This window comes from Mycolicibacterium llatzerense, assembly GCF_000878195.1.
Taxonomy (GTDB): Bacteria; Actinomycetota; Actinomycetes; order Mycobacteriales; family Mycobacteriaceae; genus Mycobacterium; species Mycobacterium llatzerense.
In genome coordinates this window covers 1-16851 of the sequence record NZ_JXST01000035.1, presented here as the reverse complement: position 1 = coordinate 16851, position 16851 = coordinate 1, and the positions used below count along the sequence as shown (strand labels likewise).

13 protein-coding genes and 2 pseudogenes are annotated in these 16851 nt (G+C 67.8%); 8 read left to right on the top strand and 7 right to left on the bottom strand.

Features of this window, described 5'->3' with window-relative positions; all coding sequences use genetic code 11:
• Nucleotides 1-15 precede the first annotated feature (15 nt).
• Entirely contained in the window at nt 16-705 is a 690-nt protein-coding gene (thiE, locus tag TL10_RS21775) for a thiamine phosphate synthase (protein WP_043987289.1), read from the top strand.
• On the opposite strand, the gene TL10_RS21770 is transcribed toward thiE, so the two are convergent.
• The gene (locus TL10_RS21770; RefSeq protein ID WP_043987338.1) at nt 695-1180 is read right to left on the bottom strand and encodes an NUDIX hydrolase; all 486 of its coding nucleotides are present in this window, start codon (nt 1178-1180) and stop codon (nt 695-697) included. The genes thiE and TL10_RS21770 overlap by 11 nt on opposite strands.
• Nucleotides 1181-1324: 144 nt before the next feature.
• Here TL10_RS21770 and glnX point away from each other — a divergent pair, with 144 nt between their 5' ends.
• The 3 genes and pseudogenes from glnX to TL10_RS21755 form a co-directional block, all read left to right on the top strand.
• The gene (glnX, locus tag TL10_RS21765; RefSeq protein WP_043987287.1) at nt 1325-2641 is read left to right on the top strand and encodes a protein kinase G-activating protein GlnX; all 1317 of its coding nucleotides are present in this window, start codon (nt 1325-1327) and stop codon (nt 2639-2641) included.
• 8 nt (nt 2642-2649) lie between these two features.
• Entirely contained in the window at nt 2650-3603 is a 954-nt protein-coding gene (locus TL10_RS21760) for a glutamate ABC transporter substrate-binding protein (RefSeq protein ID WP_043987286.1), read from the top strand.
• A gap of 239 nt (nt 3604-3842) precedes the next feature.
• Nucleotides 3843-5906: pseudogene (locus TL10_RS21755) on the top strand (serine/threonine-protein kinase PknG); the annotation flags it as partial.
• A gap of 128 nt (nt 5907-6034) precedes the next feature.
• On the opposite strand, the gene TL10_RS21750 reads toward TL10_RS21755, so the two are convergent.
• From TL10_RS21750 to fgd, 4 genes are all read right to left on the bottom strand, one after another.
• The gene (locus TL10_RS21750; RefSeq protein WP_082068041.1) at nt 6035-6907 is read right to left on the bottom strand and encodes a cytochrome c oxidase assembly protein; all 873 of its coding nucleotides are present in this window, start codon (nt 6905-6907) and stop codon (nt 6035-6037) included.
• A gap of 81 nt (nt 6908-6988) precedes the next feature.
• Nucleotides 6989-8113 (bottom strand): acetate kinase, encoded by a 1125-nt coding sequence (locus tag TL10_RS21745; RefSeq protein ID WP_043987284.1) that lies wholly within the window; start codon nt 8111-8113, stop codon nt 6989-6991.
• Nucleotides 8110-10179 carry a phosphate acetyltransferase gene (gene pta, locus TL10_RS21740; protein ID WP_043398308.1) on the bottom strand — a complete coding sequence of 690 codons (2070 nt, stop codon included), beginning with the start codon at nt 10177-10179 and terminating at the stop codon, nt 8110-8112. The genes TL10_RS21745 and pta overlap by 4 nt, the downstream gene beginning before the upstream one ends.
• A 29-nt stretch (nt 10180-10208) precedes the next feature.
• The gene (gene fgd / locus TL10_RS21735) at nt 10209-11219 is read right to left on the bottom strand and encodes a glucose-6-phosphate dehydrogenase (coenzyme-F420) (RefSeq protein WP_043398306.1); all 1011 of its coding nucleotides are present in this window, start codon (nt 11217-11219) and stop codon (nt 10209-10211) included.
• Between the two features lie 35 nt (nt 11220-11254).
• On the opposite strand from fgd, the gene TL10_RS21730 reads away from it, so the two are divergent.
• Nucleotides 11255-11989 carry an MBL fold metallo-hydrolase gene (locus TL10_RS21730; RefSeq protein ID WP_043398303.1) on the top strand — a complete coding sequence of 245 codons (735 nt, stop codon included), beginning with the start codon at nt 11255-11257 and terminating at the stop codon, nt 11987-11989.
• Nucleotides 11990-12227: 238 nt separating this feature from the next.
• A complete protein-coding gene (locus TL10_RS31300) occupies nt 12228-12368 on the top strand; it encodes a hypothetical protein (RefSeq protein WP_157850383.1) in 141 nt (46 codons plus the stop codon).
• 39 nt (nt 12369-12407) lie between these two features.
• Here TL10_RS31300 and TL10_RS21725 read toward each other — a convergent pair whose 3' ends face one another.
• Nucleotides 12408-13616: an FAD-dependent oxidoreductase gene (locus tag TL10_RS21725; protein ID WP_082068038.1), complete on the bottom strand. Its 1209-nt coding sequence runs from the start codon at nt 13614-13616 to the stop codon at nt 12408-12410.
• A 75-nt stretch (nt 13617-13691) separates the two neighbouring features.
• Here TL10_RS21725 and TL10_RS21720 point away from each other — a divergent pair, with 75 nt between their 5' ends.
• Together TL10_RS21720 and TL10_RS21715 are read left to right on the top strand one after the other, a co-directional pair.
• The gene (locus TL10_RS21720; protein WP_043398300.1) at nt 13692-14546 is read left to right on the top strand and encodes an SDR family oxidoreductase; all 855 of its coding nucleotides are present in this window, start codon (nt 13692-13694) and stop codon (nt 14544-14546) included.
• Between the two features lie 84 nt (nt 14547-14630).
• Nucleotides 14631-15650: pseudogene (locus TL10_RS21715) on the top strand (YbfB/YjiJ family MFS transporter); the annotation flags it as partial.
• Between the two features lie 39 nt (nt 15651-15689).
• Here the strand turns inward: TL10_RS21715 and TL10_RS30300 are convergent.
• Entirely contained in the window at nt 15690-16619 is a 930-nt protein-coding gene (locus TL10_RS30300; RefSeq protein ID WP_081936767.1) for a LysR family transcriptional regulator, read from the bottom strand.
• Nucleotides 16620-16851 lie beyond the last annotated feature (232 nt).

The following is a 16851-nucleotide window of genomic DNA, read 5'->3' as shown; positions in this document are numbered from 1 at the left end:
CGCTACCGTCGCGCTGTGCCTAAAGCCACCCAGCGTCTGCAGTCCGCATCCCTCTACCTGTGCACCGACGCCCGCCGGGAACGCGGCGACCTGGCCGAGTTCGCCGACGCGGCGCTGGCCGGCGGCGTGGACATCATCCAGCTGCGGGACAAGGGCTCGGCCGGTGAAGCGCAGTTAGGTCCGCTGGAGGCCAAGCAGGAATTGGCGGCGCTGGAGGTGCTGGCCGACGCGGCACGGCGGCACGGCGCGCTGTTCGCGGTGAACGACCGGGCCGACATCGCCCGCGGCGCGCATGCTGACGTGCTCCACCTGGGCCAGGACGATCTGCCGCTGTCGCTGGCCCGCGAGATCGTCGGGCCCGATCCGCTGTTCGGCCGCTCGACGCATGACGAGCAGCAGCTCGCCGTCTCGGTGACCGAGGACGTCGACTACTTCTGCGTCGGCCCGTGCTGGCCGACGCCCACCAAGCCGGGGCGCACGGCGCCCGGGCTGGATCTGGTGCGGGCCGCGTCTCGAGCCGTCACCGCGTCGGGCACCGACAAGCCGTGGTTCGCGATCGGTGGTATCGACCTGACACGTGTCCCCGAGGTGGTGGCCGCCGGCGCCCGCCGCGTCGTGGTGGTCCGGGCGATCACCGCCGCCGAAGATCCGGCCGCAGCGGCCCGCGCGCTCAAACAGGCGTTGCCGCAGGCTCCTACGAACTGAGCGGGATAGCCGCAGTCACGCTGCGCAGCTGTTCCCAGCTGGCGGCGAACCCGGGATGCAACGGCAGCGAGTCGACGTCGTCCTCGGAGACCCAGCGCAGCTCGACGCTCTCGCGGTTGGGCACGGTCGCCAGTTGTTCGGGCGCGTCGGCGATGACCGTGGTGTACGTCCACACCTCGCCGATCGCGGTCGCGGTGACGACCGTGGTCCGCACCGTCAGCTGCTCGGCCAGCAGGCCGGCTTCCTCGTAGGCTTCCCGAACGGCGGCTTCCTCGACAGTCTCGTGGCTGTCGCGCGCCCCGCCCGGCAGCGCCCAGGTGCCACCTTGATGACTCCACGGCGCGCGGTACTGCAGCAGCACCGCCGCCCCGCCACCCGCCTGCGGCGCCCGCAGCAGAAGTCCGGCCGCACCATGGCGACCCCAGAAGTGGGAACCGTCAGCCGCAAGCACCCATCCGTCACCGTCGCCCTGCACGGAACCCACAATAAAGAACTTCGCGAAAGATTTGGCGGACCGGGCCGACCGGTAATCCACCCCCTACGCGCCGCAAGCTCTTAGACTTCTTTTAAACGAGTTCGGCAGGGTCAACGGGTACGGAAAGTTGAGGTCGGCGCACACGTGACGGTGGAGTTGGCGCACCCTTCGACCGAGCCCGTCGTGTCCCGGTCACCCGGAGCTCCCGCGCACACTCGTTGGTGGTTCATGTGGACCACGCCCGGCCGTATCCTGCTCATCGGATTGATGCTGGCCAGTCTGGTGCTGGCCTGTGCCTTCGCCACGTCGACCACGATCCACGCCCGGCAGCAGGCGCTGACCACGGTGCTCGATCACACCGAGCCGCTGGCCTTCGCGGCCGGCCAGCTCTACACCACGCTGTCTGTCGCCGACGCCGCGGCCGCGACGGCCTTCATCGCGGGCTCCGAACCGCAGGACGTCCGGCAGCGCTATGAGCAGGCGATCACCGACGCCGCGGTCGCGGTCACCGCCGCGTCCAGCGGTCTGACCGACGAGCCCATGGTGAAAGTGCTCGGGCACATCAACGCCGAGCTGGCGGTCTACACGGGCCTGGTGGAGACGGCCCGGACCAACAACCGCGCGGGCAACCCGGTGGGTTCGTCGTACCTGTCCGAGGCGTCGTGGCTGATGCAGACCCAAATCCTGCCCGACGCGCAGCGGCTCTACGAGAACACGTCCGCACGCGTGAATTCGGAGACCAGCGGCTCGTCACAGGTGCCCGCGCCGGTGATCCTGGTGGTCGCGGCGACGCTGATGTTCGGCTTCTTCTCCAACCGCTGGCTGGCCCGGCACACCCGCCGGCGCGTCAACATCGGTTTCGTCGCCGGGGGCATGGCGGTGCTGATCATGATCGTCTGGATAGGTGCCACCCTCGTCATCTCGACGGCGGACACCCGGCATGCCCGCAGCACGGCGGCATCGCTGCAGACCGTGACCAGCATGGCCATCACGGCGCAGCAGGCGCGTGCCGACGAGACACTGTCACTGATCCGGCGCGGCGACGAGAGCGTCCGCAAGCAGTCGTACTACCACCGCATCGACGCCCTCCAACTGCAGCTGGCGGAGTACATGCGCCGGCCCGACGCGATCGGCAAGAAGGACCTGACGGGCGCCGATCAGCTGATCCGCCGCTGGCGCGCCGCCGACGACCGGATCAACGCCTACATCTCCACCGGCAATTACCAGTCCGCCACGCAGGTGGCCCTTGGCACCAGCGAGGACGATTCGACGCCGGCCTTCGACAAGCTCGATGAGGCCCTGTCCAAAGGCATCGACGAAAGCCGTAAGCAGCTGCGCAGCGACATTCTGAACGGACGTCAGGCCCTGTCCGGAGCGACGGTCGGGGCGGCGGCGCTGAGCCTGGCCGCGGCGCTCGCGGTGGCGCTCGGGCTGTGGCCGAGGTTGAGTGAATACCGATGAGTTTTTCGATGCGTGCGCGTTTGGTCCCGGCGATGGTCGCGGTGCTGGTGGCCGCCGGCTGCGGCGAGGCCGCGCCGCCGGTTGCGCCACAGAGCATCACCATCGCACCGCCGACACCGGCGGGCATGGAGGTGCAGACCGCGGTTCCGGACCTGGGTCCGGAGGTCAAGTCCGACTGCACCGCGAGCCTGCGTCCGTTCCCGACGCCCGAGGCCGCGGCGGCGGCCGTCACCAACATCAAGGACCGCGGCCGGCTGATCGTCGGGCTCGACATCGGCAGCAACCTCTTCACGTTCCGCGACCCGATCACGGGGCAGATCACGGGCTTCGACGTCGACATCGCCGGCGAGGTGGCGCGCGACATCTTCGGCACCCCATCACAGGTCGAATACCGAATTCTGTCGGACAACGACCGGATCTCGGCGCTGCAGCACAACCAGGTCGACATCGTGGTCAAGACGATGAGCATCACCTGCGAACGACGCAAACTGGTCAACTTCTCCGCCGAGTACTTCTCCGCGAAACAGCGGATCCTCACCACCCGGGGCTCCGACATTCGCCGGCCGACGGACCTTTCGGGCAAGCGGGTGTGCGTCGTGAAGGCCACCACCTCGAAGGCACGACTGCAGCGCATCACCCCACCGCCGGTCCTCGTGGAGGCCATCACCTGGGCCGACTGCCTGGTGGCATTGCAACAGCGGCAGGCCGACGCCGTGTCCACCGACGACGCCATCCTGGCCGGCCTCGTGGCTCAGGACCCGTACCTGCACATCGTCGGCCCCAACATGGCCGAGGAGCCCTACGGCATCGGGATCAACCTGAACAACACCGGACTGGTCCGGTTCGTGAATGGGACGCTGGAGCGGATTCGCCGCGACGGCACGTGGAACACGTTGTACCGCAAGTGGTTGACCGTGCTGGGCTCGACGCCGAACCCGCCCGTGCCGAGGTACAGCGACTGATGCCCGAAAGCGAAGCGACGACCGGCCCCGTGGACGCGGGTCCCGTGGACGCCGGCCCAGTTGAAGCGGGCCCGGACACAGACCCCGGCACGCAGGCCGTTGAGGTGACGTGGGATTCGCTGGCCACCATGCGGCCGATGGGCACGCAGGCGGTGTTCCGCCCGCTGTTCGACGACTCGATGAGCATCCCGGTGCCCGTTCCGCCCGAACGTGAATCGACGCCCACCAGCGTCGCCACCGCCACCACCCGGGTTTCGCCCGTCCGGCGACTCGGCGGCGGCCTGGTCGAAGTGCCGCGGATGGTGGATCAGGATCCGCTCGCAGCGTTGATGACCAACCCTGTGGTGGCCGAGGCCAAACGCTTCTGCTGGTCCTGCGGCAAGCCGGTCGGCCGCTCCGAAGACGGCAAGCCCGGCCAGTCGGAAGGCTCATGCCCCCATTGCGGAAGCGCGTATTCGTTTCTGCCACAACTGAGTCCGGGCACCATGGTGGCCGATCAGTACGAGGTCAAGGGTTGCATCGCCCACGGTGGGCTGGGCTGGATCTACCTGGCGCTGGACACCAACGTCAACAACCGACCCGTGGTGCTCAAAGGCCTGGTGCATTCCGGGGACGCGGAGGCGCAGGCGATCGCCATGGCCGAGCGCCAGTTCCTGGCTGAGGTCACGCATCCCGCGATCGTGAAGATCTTCAACTTCGTCGAGCACGCCGACAAGCACGGCGACCCCGTCGGCTACATCGTGATGGAGTACGTCGGCGGCACCTCACTGAAACAGGTGAAGGGCGCCAAACTGCCGGTGGCCCAGGCAATCGCCTACATGCTGGAGATCCTGCCGGCGCTCGGTTATCTGCATTCGATCGGTCTGGTCTACAACGACCTCAAGCCCGAGAACATCATGTTCACCGAGGAACAGCTCAAGCTCATCGACCTCGGCGCGGTGTCTCGGATCAACTCGTTCGGATTCCTGTACGGCACACCGGGTTACCAGGCACCGGAAATCGTCCGGACCGGGCCGACGATCGTCACCGACATCTACACCGTCGGCCGTACGCTGGCCGCCCTGACCCTGGACCTGAAGACCGACAGAGGCCGCTACGTCGACGGGCTGCCCGAGGACGATCCGATTCTGGTCCAATACGATTCGTTCGGCCGGCTGCTGCGCCGCGCGATCGACCCCGACCCGCGCCGGCGGTTCGGCAGCGCCGAGGAGATGTCCGGGCAGCTGCTCGGTGTGCTGCGGGAAGTCGTCGCCCAGGACACGAGGACGCCACGGCCCGGCCTGTCTTCGGTGTTCAGTCCGTCGCGGTCGACGTTCGGCGTCAACATGCTGGTGGCCCACACCGACGTGTACATCGACGGGCAGCAGCACACCGAAAAGATCACCGCCCCAGAGATTGTCCGGGCCCTGCAGGTGCCACTGGTCGACCCGGCAGACGTCGGCGCGACGGTCCTGTCGGCCACCGTGCTGAGTCAGCCGGTGCAGACGCTGGATTCGTTGCGCGCCGCCCGGGAGGGGTCGCTCGATTCGGAAGGCGTGGATCTGTCGCAGTCGGTCGAGCTGCCGCTGATGGAAGTGCGCGCCCTCCTCGACCTGGGCGACGTGGCCAAAGCGAACCGGAAACTCGAGAACCTGGCCGACCGGGTCGGCTGGCATTGGCGGCTGGTGTGGTTCCGCGCGGTCGGCGAGCTGCTGGCGGGCAACTATGACGCGGCGACCAAGGATTTCACCGAAGTCCTCAATACCCTGCCGGGTGAGCTGGCCCCCAAGGTGGCGTTGGCGGCCACTGCCGAGCTGTCCGGATCGGCCGCGGAGCGCGCCTTCTATCAGACCGTGTGGAACACCGACAACGGCGTCATCTCAGCCGGATTCGGCCGCGCCCGCGTGCAGGCGATGGCCGGAGACCGGGAGGCCGCCGTCCATACCTTGGACGAAGTGCCCGCCACCTCAAGGCATTTCACCACCGCACGACTGACCAGCGCCGTCACCCTGCTGTCGGCACCCACCACCGCCGACATCACCGAACGCCAAATCCGTGACGCCGCACGCCGAGTCGAGGCGCTGCCGGAATCCGAGCCACGGGTGCTGCAGATCCGGACACTGGTGCTCGGCACGGCCCTGGACTGGCTGGCCGACAACACCGCCAGCACCAACCACATTCTGGGCTTCCCGTTCACCGAATACGGCCTGCGCCTCGGTGTCGAGGCATCCTTGCGCGGGCTGGCCCGCGTGGCGCCGACCAAGGCGCACCGCTACGCGCTGGTCGACCTGGCCAACAACGTGCGGCCGATCAGCACCTTCTAGCTCGGTGCGTTGCGCGGCGGCGTGTCGCGCCTGGCGTGTCGTCCCTCTGCGGCAGTTGAAATTGCGCTGATGCAGGAAAAGTTCGAGTAGCAGTCTGCCTAGATGCACGATCAACGCAGCGGGCCAGCTCACCGGTAGCGGTCACGCAATTGCGGATCGTTCTGCCACCAGAGGCCGCTCGACTGTGCATCCTCGGCCGTCTCGACGCCGGGTACGGCAGCCGGTGCAGACGGGGCGGCGAGGGCAGCGGCGTCGAGCTCAGCGTCGACCTCGGCGGCCTTGCGCCGTTCGTCAGAACCCAAGGCGCGCATGAGCAAGAGGATGAAGGGCACGCCGAGCACGTCACCCAGAATCCACAGGATGCCGGCGCCGAATGTCTGGTCCTGGCGGATGCTCGGCCCGAAATCGCGGTGCAGACCGGCGTAGTAGTCGTACGCGATAACCGGGCCCAGCCACAGCACCAATCCGAGGATGCCGTCGCCGAGGCCCTCGGCCACGCTGATCCCGATGGACAGCAGTGGCGGGTAGCGCCGCGGCACCGGGTCGACCTGCAACCTCGCGTAGAAGTAGCCAAAACCGATGCACAGCAACACAAGTCGTGTCAGCGAGGCGAGCGGTCCGGTCATCGACGCGACGTACCAGGGCGTCAGGTACAGCAGCCACGGCGTCGCCAGCATCAGCACCGACGTCACCGGAGGCGACAGGAACACCCGCGCGACAACGGAATTCAGCACCGCGTCGACGCGCGCCTGCGGCGCCGGGCCGAGCGCCGCGCGCACCGTCGCGACCGGACGGCTGAGCGCCAGAAAGAACGGCACCACGTACAACAGCAGCAGGAGTTGAAGCGCACGCAGCCAGAACAGCGACGGCGCGTAGACCGCGACGACGCTGAGCGTCGACACCGCCCACACCGCGATGGCGACCCCGAAGGACCACCGCTGCGCGCTCGGCACCGGGACCCGTCGATCGGCCCAGACCATGGCACCGATGGCGAGCAGCATCAGCACCACAGCTACGGGGTCGAACGTCCCGGTCAACAAGGGCACGAGGCGCAAACTACGCCTCAACCCTGGCAGGTTCCTTCAGGCAACCTTGCAGAGGTCGACGCAGGCCCGCGCGATGGCCAGCTCTTCGTTGGTGGGAATGACCAGCACGCTCACCGGTGAGGTGTCCGTGGAGATCCGCCGGGGCCCGCGGTTCGGGGACAGGTTGCGCTCCTCGTCGAGCTCGATCCCCAGCGCCAACAGCCCAGCGAGCGCATCGCGGCGGACGGCGGCGTCGTTCTCCCCCACTCCGGCGGTGAAGGTGATGACGTCGGCGCCACCCAGCAGCGCGAGGTACCCGCCGATGTACTTGCGCAGCCGGTGGATGTACACGTCGTAGGCCAGCTGGGCTGCCGCGTCTCCCTCGTTCATGCGCTTGTGCAGCTCACGGAAATCAGTGGCGCCGCCCAATCCCGACACGCCCGAGCGGCGGTTCAGCAGGACATCAATGTCCTCGATCGACATCCCGGCGGTGCGCGACAGGTACATGATGATGCCGGGGTCGATGTTGCCGGAACGGGTGCCCATCACCAGGCCCTCCATCGGCGTCATCCCCATCGAGGTGTCGATCGGCCGGCCGCCGGCGATCGCCGACGCCGACGCGCCGTTACCCAGGTGCAGGACAATCTGATTCACCGATTCGAGGGGCAGACCGAGGAACTGCGCGGCCTGTTCGCTGACGTACTGGTGCGATGTGCCGTGGAAGCCGTAGCGGCGAATGTGCCACTGCGCGGCTACATCTCGGTCGATCGCATACTCGGCGGCAGCCGCAGGCAGATTATGGAAGAACGCCGTGTCGAAGACCGCGACGTGGGGCACATTCGGCAAGAGCGCGCGGGCCTCGGTGATACCCAGCACCGCGGGCGGATTGTGCAGCGGTGCCAGTGGGGCGAGTTCATCGAGCTTGGCGACCAGCGCGTCGTCGATCAGCGTGGGCCGGTAGAACTGCCGCCCGCCGTGCACCACGCGGTGCCCAACGGCCATCACGTCATCGGTGGAGACTCCCACGGAGCTGACGGCGTCGAACACCTGCTGGAGCGCCGCGCGGTAGTCGACGACGCGCTCGACGACACCGTCGACCAGCGATTCGCCCGTATCCGGCTGCACCAGACGGTATTTCACCGACGACGAACCGGAGTTGAGGACCAAGACCGGCTGACTCATTTCGCTCCCTGCGCCTGGATCGCGGTGATCGCGACGGTGTTGACGATGTCCTCCACCAGCGCACCGCGCGACAGGTCGTTCACCGGTTTGTTCAGACCCTGCAACACCGGTCCGATCGCGATGGCACCGGCGCTGCGCTGCACCGCCTTGTAGGTGTTGTTGCCGGTGTTCAGGTCCGGGAAGATCAGCACCGTCGCGCGGCCGGCCACCGGCGAATCCGGCATCTTGGTCGCGGCCACCGACGGCTCCACCGCGGCGTCGTACTGGATCGGCCCTTCGACCAACAGCTCCGGCGCACGCTTGCGGACCAATTCCGTTGCTGCCCTGACCTTGTCGACGTCGGCACCGGTGCCCGAGTCTCCGGTCGAGTAGGACAGCATGGCCACCCGCGGCTCGATCCCGAACTGCGCGGCGGTCTGCGCCGAGCTGATCGCGATGTCGGCGAGCTGCTCGGACGTCGGGTCCGGCACGATCGCACAGTCTCCATAGGCCAGCACCCGGTCCGCCAGGCACATCAGGAAGATGCTCGACACCGTGGAGATGTCCGGCGCGGTGCGGATGATCTCGAACGCCGGGCGCACGGTGTGCGCCGTGGTGTGCGCGGCCCCGGACACCATGCCGTCGACCATGTTGTTATGCACCAGCATGGTGCCGAAATACGAGACATCGTGGATGATTTCGCGGGCCTGCTCGAGGGTGACGCCCTTCTTCTTGCGCAGTTCGGCGTACTGCGCCGCGAACTGGTCGCACAGCTCGCTGGTGCGGGGATTGAGCACCACAGCGGCCGACAGGTCCAGGCCCAGCTCGGCGGCCCGCGCCCGTACCGTCGACTCGTCACCGAGGATCGTCAGGTCGGCGACCGAGCGGGCGAGCAGCCGGCCCGCTGCTCGCAGGATCCGGTCATCGTCGCCTTCGGGCAGCACGATGCGCCGGCGATCGGCCCGGGCCCGGTCCTGCAATTGGTGCGTGAACATCTGCGGCGTGACCACCGACGGGATCGGAACCGCCAGCTGGGCAAGCAGATCCGCGACGTCGACATGCTCGTCCATCAAGGACAGTGCCGTGTCGACCTTGCGCAGCGACCTGGCCGTCACCCGGCCCTTCGCCGTCGACGCGGCGCGGGCGGTGTCGTAGGTACCCAGCTCGGTGGCCACGATGGGCAACCTCAGGCCAAGGCCCGCAACCAGTTTCGCGATCGCCGGATGCAGTGGCAGGCCGCCGTTGAGGATGAGGCACGAGATCGACGGAAAACCTTCCGCCGCATGAGCACTGGCAATGGCCAGCACCACGTCCGAACGATCGCCCGGCGTGATGACTGCCATGGACTCGCGCAGCCGCTCCAGGCAGTGCTCGGCGGTCATGCCGGCGACCATCATCCCCATGACCTCGCGGGTCAGCAGCTCTTCGTCGCCGCTGATCAGTTGGCCCTGCACCGCGTCCCGCAGCTCAGCCACCGTCGGCGCGGCCAGCAGCGGCTCCTCCGGCAGCACATAGCTTTTCGGCGAGAACCGCTGCAGTGCGGCGGCGACGTCGGCCAGTTCGTCCGGGTCGCACCGGTTGGCCACCACCGCCGCGGTGTGCGCGTGCTGGGCGGTCAGTTCGGCCAGGCACAGCTCCACGACATGGGCCACCTCGCCGGGCGTGCGATCGGCGGCCCGCACCGAGAGCAACACGGGCGCACCGAGATTCACCGCGATGCGGGCGTTCATCGACAGCTCGCTGGGCGAGGCGACGTCGGTGTAATCGCTGCCGACGATGACAACCGCGCCGCATTTGTCGGCCACGCGGTGGTACCGGTCGACGATGTCCGCGATCGCGGCGTCGGGGTCGTCGTGCAACTGCTGATAGGTGACCCCGGCGCAGTCGTCGTAGTCCAGGCCGGCCGTGCTGTGCGCGAGCAACAACTCGAGGATGTAGTCACGGCCGGTGCCGGCCCGCACGATCGGACGGAACACCCCGACATTGGCGACCGTGGCCGCCAGCCGGTGCAACAGCCCTAGCGCAATGGTCGACTTACCGGTGTCGCCTTCAGGCGAGGCGATGTAGATCGCGGTGGCGTCAGGCACTGCGTCAGCCTACCGAGCCCAGCCGGCCGTCAGCCGAGTTTACGGAGGCGCGGCTCCAGGTCGGTCTTGAACAGCTCCAGGAACCGGCGCTGGTCCTGCCGGGGGTCGTGGAACACGAGGTGGTTCAGGCCCCAGTCGACGTATTGCTTGACCTTCTCGACGGCTTCGTCGGGATCAGACGCGACGATCCAGCGCTTGGCGACCTGCTCGATGGGCAGCGCGTCGGCGGCTGCCTCCATCTCGATCGGGTCTTCGATGGAGTGCTTCTGCTCCGCGGTCAGCGACAGCGGCGCCCAGAACCGGGTGTTCTCCAGAGCGAGTGCGGGATCCGGGTCGTACGAGATCTTGATCTCGATCATCCGGTCGACGTCATCCGGGTTCTTGCCGGCGGCCTCGGCGCCCTCGCGCATGGCGGGGATCAGCTTGTCCTTGTAGAGCTCTTCGCCCTTGCCGGAGGTGCAGATGAAGCCGTCGCCCGCGCGGCCCGCATACTTGGCCACCTGGGGCCCGCCCGCAGCGATGTAGATCGGGATGCCGCCCTCGGGCACGTCGTAGATCGAGGCGCCCTTGGTCTTGTAGTACTCGCCGTCGAAGTCGACGCGGTCGCCGTTCCACAGCTCGCGCATGAGGCGCACCGATTCGCGCAGCCGGGCGTAGCGCTCCTTGAACTCGGGCCATTCGCCCTCATAGCCGGTGGCGATCTCGTTGAGCGCCTCACCGGTGCCGATGCCCAGGAAGATCCGGTCCGGGTACAGGCAGCCCATGGTCGCGAAGGCCTGCGCGATGACGGCCGGGTTGTAGCGGAACGTCGGCGTGAGCACCGAGGTGCCCAGGAGCAGCCGCTCGGTGCGCTCGCCGACCGCGGTCATCCAGGCGAGCGAGAACGGCGCATGGCCGCCGGTATGGCGCCACGGCTGGAAGTGGTCACTGACGGTGGCGCTGTCCATGCCTGCCGCCTCGGCAGCCACTGCCAGCTCCACCAATTCACGCGGCGCAAACTGCTCCGCCGACGCCTTGTAGCCCAGTCTGAGTTCAGCCATGAGTCTTTTGTACTCCCTTGCCTACACTCGTCGACATGGCGGTAGTCCTAAGCGCGATCACCGAAAATGTGCACTTCGCCCAGACCGACCTGGTGAACTGGACCCTGGTCAGCGACGACAGCGGGGTGATCCTGATCGACGCGGGCTTCCCCGGCCAACGCGACGATGTGCTCAGCTCGCTGCGTGACCTTGGCTTCGAGGCCGGCGACGTGCGGGCGATTCTGCTCACCCACGCTCACGTCGACCACCTCGGCGCAGCCATCTGGTTCGCCAAAACCCATGGCACGCCGGTGTTCTGCCACGGCGCCGAAGTCGGCCACGCCAAACGCGAGTACCTGGAACAGGTTTCACCGGCAGACCTGCTGGCGCGGGCCTGGAACCCGCGGTACCTGGCCTGGTCACTGAATATCGTCGGCAAGGGCGGGCTGGTTCGCGAGGGCATCCCGACCGCGCAGGCACTCACCGAGGACGTCGCGGCGACGCTGCCGGGCAGCCCGCAGGTGATCCCCAGCCCGGGGCACACCGGCGGGCACTGCTCCTACGTGTTCGGCGACGTGCTGGTGGCCGGCGACGCCGTGGTCACCGGTCACCCCCTGATCACCAAGGGCGGCCCGCAGCTGCTGCCGCACATCTTCAATCACGACCAGGCGGCGTGCGAACGCAGCCTGTCCGCGCTCGGCCTGCTGGACACCCAGGTACTGCTGCCGGGCCACGGGCCGGCGTGGCGTGGTCCGGTCCGGGAGGCGGCCGAGCTGGCCTTGCGGCGCTGAGCCGAGCAGCCCGCCTCAGTGCTTGACCAGCTGAATCAGCAGCAGGAACACCCCGATGAACATCAGGCCGCAGGCCACCGTCGCAGTGGGCATCAAGACCATGTGGTGGAGCTCTTCATCGTCAAAGATGTTGTCGCCTTAGGCATCACGATCAAGCGGACCGTATATCAGCTGTCCAAAACCAGAGCATCGCACCGCACGAGCTGCCCGGCGGAACGGGTGTTCGGCGGGCGTCTTCGTGGCGTACGACCGCACCGCCAATCCCACTGCGAACACCAGCACCGCGCTGGCCATCAGCAACCACGCGACCGACCACCCGGAGAGCACGCACCAGCGTATCCATCCGACGGTCCGAACGACCGGAATTCTGCTGCTCTAGTTGGGAATCCGGCCCGTCATGATGCTGGCGACGCCAGCGTCACGCCGAGTGGATATCCGGGGTTCGCACGTGCTCGGGACGGAAACCGCGGCCGACGAGCAGCGGCGGAATGTATTGCAGCGGACCCTTTCCCACGAACGACGGCACCGAGATCGGTGACAGGTCGCCGGCCAGGTTGGGCTCGATCACGCGGTTCTGGGCCAGTACCTGGCCGGCCTGGATGATGCGGGTCGGCAACTCCCGGCGCCGCTGCACCTTGGCCAGGTCGGCGTCGGCGAGCAGGCCGTTGCGCAGGGGGCCGCACAGGATGTTGGCGGCAGCGACCGCGTCGGCCACCGCCAGGTTGATGCCGACCCCGCCGGCCGGCGACATCGCGTGCGCGGCGTCGCCGATGCACAGCAGCCCGGGCCGCCACCAGGTCTTGAGCCGGTCCACGCGCACATCGAGGTGGCTGGTGTCGTCCCAGGAGCGCAGATCCTCGACATGCTCGCGGAGCTGCGGCCGCACCGACGCCAGCCGGGCCTTGAAGTCCTCGAGCGATCCGCCCTGCGGATTGGCGCCCTTCGGCATGAGATACGCGACCTGCCAGTAGTCGCCGCGGTAGATCATCGCCATCAACAGACCCTTGCGGATGATCCCGAACAGCTCCTGCGGATCACCTTCGCGCCAGCCGAGCCGGAACCACAGCACGTCCATCGGGCTGTGCGCGCTCGCCAACTCGAGCCCGGACGCCTCGCGCACCGCGGACTTTCGACCGTCGGCGGCGACCACCAGGTCGGCGCGGACCTCCAACTCAGGTGTGCGCACTCCGACGACCCGGCCGTCCTCGACGATGAGGTCGGTCACCTCGGCGTTGCGGATCAGCGTGAATTCCGGGTAGGCGGAAGCCTTTTCCGCGAGGAAGTCCAGGAAGTCCCACTGCGGCATGAGCGCGATGTAAGGCTCGGGGAAGCGCAGCAGCCGCAGGGCGCCGAAACTGCCGAAGGTCCGGAGCGTGCCGTCGGCATCCATGCAGACCCGGTTGATCTTGGTGTGGGGCAACTTCAGGAATTCGTCGACGAACCCCAGCTCGTGCATGATGCGCAACGTGGTGGGGTGCACGGTGTCGCCTCGAAAGTCCCGCAGAAAGTCGTTGTGCTTCTCCAGCACGACGACGTCGATCCCGGCGCGGGCCAACAGCAGCGCATGCACCAGGCCCGCGGGCCCACCACCGGCTACACAAACCTGGGTCCGCAGGGTGCGCGTCATGCCCTGACAGTAGCCCGCCGGGGCGGCCAAATAGGGGCTTCATTTCAAAACTTGACACGTGTAAAGTTTGCGGCCATGGACAACATCAGCGGCAAGACCATCGCGATCACCGGAGCCGCGCGAGGTATCGGCTATGCCACCGCCAAGGCCCTGCTCGCCCGTGGCGCGCGGGTCGTCATCGGTGACCGCGACGTCGCCGTGCTCGAATCGGCGGTCTCCGACCTGGTCAAACTCGGCCAGGCCACCGGGTACCCGCTGGACGTCACCGACCGCGAATCTTTCGAGGTGTTCCTGGACAAGGCCCGCAGCGACGGCGCCGGTCACCTGGACGTGCTGATCAACAACGCCGGCGTCATGCCGGTAGGCCCGTTCCTGAAGGAGACGGAACAGTCGATCCGCTCGTCCCTCGAAGTCAACGTCTACGGCGTGCTCACCGGCTGCCAGCTCGCGCTTCCCGAGATGGTCAGCCGACGTAGCGGTCACGTCATCAATATCGCCTCGCTGTCAGGCCTCATCCCACTGCCCGGTCAGGTGGTTTACGTGGGGGCGAAGTACGCCGTCGTCGGCCTGTCCACAGCCTTGGCAGACGAAATGGCTCCCCACGGCGTCAACGTCTCGGTGATCATGCCGCCGTTCACCAACACCGAGCTGATCTCAGGCACCACGTCCAGTGGCCCGATCAAGCCGGTCGAGCCCGAGGACATTGCCGCGGCTGTCGTCAAAACCCTCGACAAGCCCAAGACCCACGTCTCGGTGCCAGCGCCGCTGCGGTTCACCGCGCAGCTCGCCCAGCTGCTGCCGCCAAAGGGTCGCCGCGGGATGAACAAGGCGCTGGGACTGGACAAGGTCTTCCTCGAGTTCGACGCCGCCAAACGTAAGAGCTATGAAGATCGGGCCCGGACCGCTCAGGGCGTCATCGAGAAGGACTGAGCGCCCCGCACTGCGAGGCGATTCCTTTCAGCTGCAAGGAGATAGGTCGTGGCCGGGGGCAGCCCCGGCACGCACCATGGGGGCATGCGCAGCTCAGCCTGGCTCTCGATCGCCCGTGCCGCGGCGGCGCTGGCCGCGGCTATGGGCATCGGCCGGTTCGCCTATACGCCGATCCTGCCGTTGATGACGGCCCACGCCGACCTCACAGCGCAGGCCGCGGGACAGCTGGCCACCGCCAACTACGTCGGCTACCTGATCGGCGCGGTGGGCGCCGCTGCCTCGCCCCGGCTCGCCCGTTCCGTGGCCGCCTGTCGGGCGTCTCTCGTGGCCCTGGTCGCGACGCTGGCGGCAATGCCATTGAGTACCAACGTCATCGAATGGAGCGCCCTGCGCCTGGTCGCTGGGATCGCCAGCGCGCTGGTGTTCGTGATCGCCGTCAACACGCTCATGGATCACGGCCATCCGGCCCACCACGCCGGCTGGGCATTCAGTGGCGTCGGAATCGGTATCGCCCTGTCCGCTGCCCTGCCGGCCACCAAAGACTGGCAGGGCGCGTGGTGGGCGGCGACCGCATTGGCCGCACTGCTCAGTGCTTGCGCCTGGAACCTGCACCCCGGCACATCCGGCGAGACAGCGACAGCTCCCGCGGAACGCGAAGCGGGCGCCCGCGGTCCACTGGTCCTGCTGATGGCCAGCTATTCCCTCGAAGGCGTCGGCTACATCATCGCGGGCACGTTCCTGGTCGCCGCCGTCACGCAGCAGTCACCGGGCGGGCTCGGCAGCGCGGTGTGGCTGCTGGTCGGCCTGGCCGCGGCACCGTCAGCAGCTCTGTGGGCACGCTTCACCGGCCGCTTCTCATATGCGGCGCTGCTCGTCGCCGCGTTGTTGCTGCAGGCCGCCGGGATTGCCTGGGCGGGAACAGGTAACAGCGTCGCCGCGCTCGTCGGGGCGGTCCTGTTCGGCGGTACCTTCATCGGCATCAGTACCTTGGCTCTGGCCGCGGGCCGCGCGTTGCAGTTCCCGGGTGCCGTCGCGCTGCTGACGACGGGCTACTCGGTGGGCCAGATCGTCGGACCGGTCGCGGTGGCGCCCCTGCTGCACAACGGATTTCAGCAGGCGCTGCTCGCCGGCGCGGCCGTCGTGCTACTGGCCGCCCTGGCCGCGCTGCTGATGTGGATCAGTGGCCGGCAGCCACGCCGCGGCATCGATGCCCAGGGCGGCGGCGTCACGAGTGAGCGCGTCGACGACAGCGTGCACGGCAGGGTTGTCTTCTCCCCGCCGCCACACCAGTGACCAGGTCCACAGCGGTGTCGGTTGAATCACCGGACGGCGCACCAGGTCTCGCGGCAGCGCATCCGTCTGACCCCGGGGGTTGTTGAGCACCGGCCGGCCCAGTTGCCGGACGTGCTCGAAGAACGTCGGACCCGTGACGCCGCCGTCGTCGGTGCGCATCACCCGCGCGCCGGTATCCGCGGCGAACTGCTCGCCGTAGCGGTTCCACGACTCCCAACTCGCCGTGTCCGAATCCACCAGCACCAGAGTGTCTTTCGCCGCCACCGGCGACTCGTCCGTGCCGACGCACAACGCGAACAGCCGGTCCACCCCCATCAGTCGCGCCTCCAGCGACAACGCTTCCAGGTCGGCGTTCTGCACCCAGCAGATGGCCAGGTCGAGGACACCCTCCGCGACCCGGGTCGCCTGCGTGTGTGACGGCATCACCCAGGTGTCGACGCGCAACTGCGCGACGCCCGCCGCTCGTTCCGCGAGATCGGTCGGGCACCAGTTGACGTAGCCGATGCGAATGGGCTCCGAGTTCGACAAACCGATTGCCCGCCTCCGGAATTCATCGGCCTGGGCCACCAGCGACCGGGCGTGGGGCAACAACGACGCGCCCGCGGCTGTGAGACGCACCGACCGGCGATCGCGATCGAACAATTCCACCTTGAGGTCGCGTTCGAGCGCCTTGATCTGCTGGGACAGCGACGGCCCGGCGATCCGCAGCCGCTCGGCGGCACGACCGAAATTCAGCTCATCGGCAACGGCGACGAAGTACCGAAGTTGCCGCAGTTCCATGGCCACAGCGTAGTAGGCAGCGCCTACCAGTAAAGAGCCAACGCGTCCCGTGGCGCGGGCATCGGCCCGGCCCCGGCTGCGGTTGTGGAAAGCAACAACGTCAACCGAAAGGACTCTCAATGACGTTGTCAAGCCGCTGCAGAGGCGATTTGATGCGCGTCGGGTTCCCAGGTCCGGTTGTCACGAATGAGTGCGTAGAGGACGTTCACGCGGCGGCGGGCCAGGCAGATGG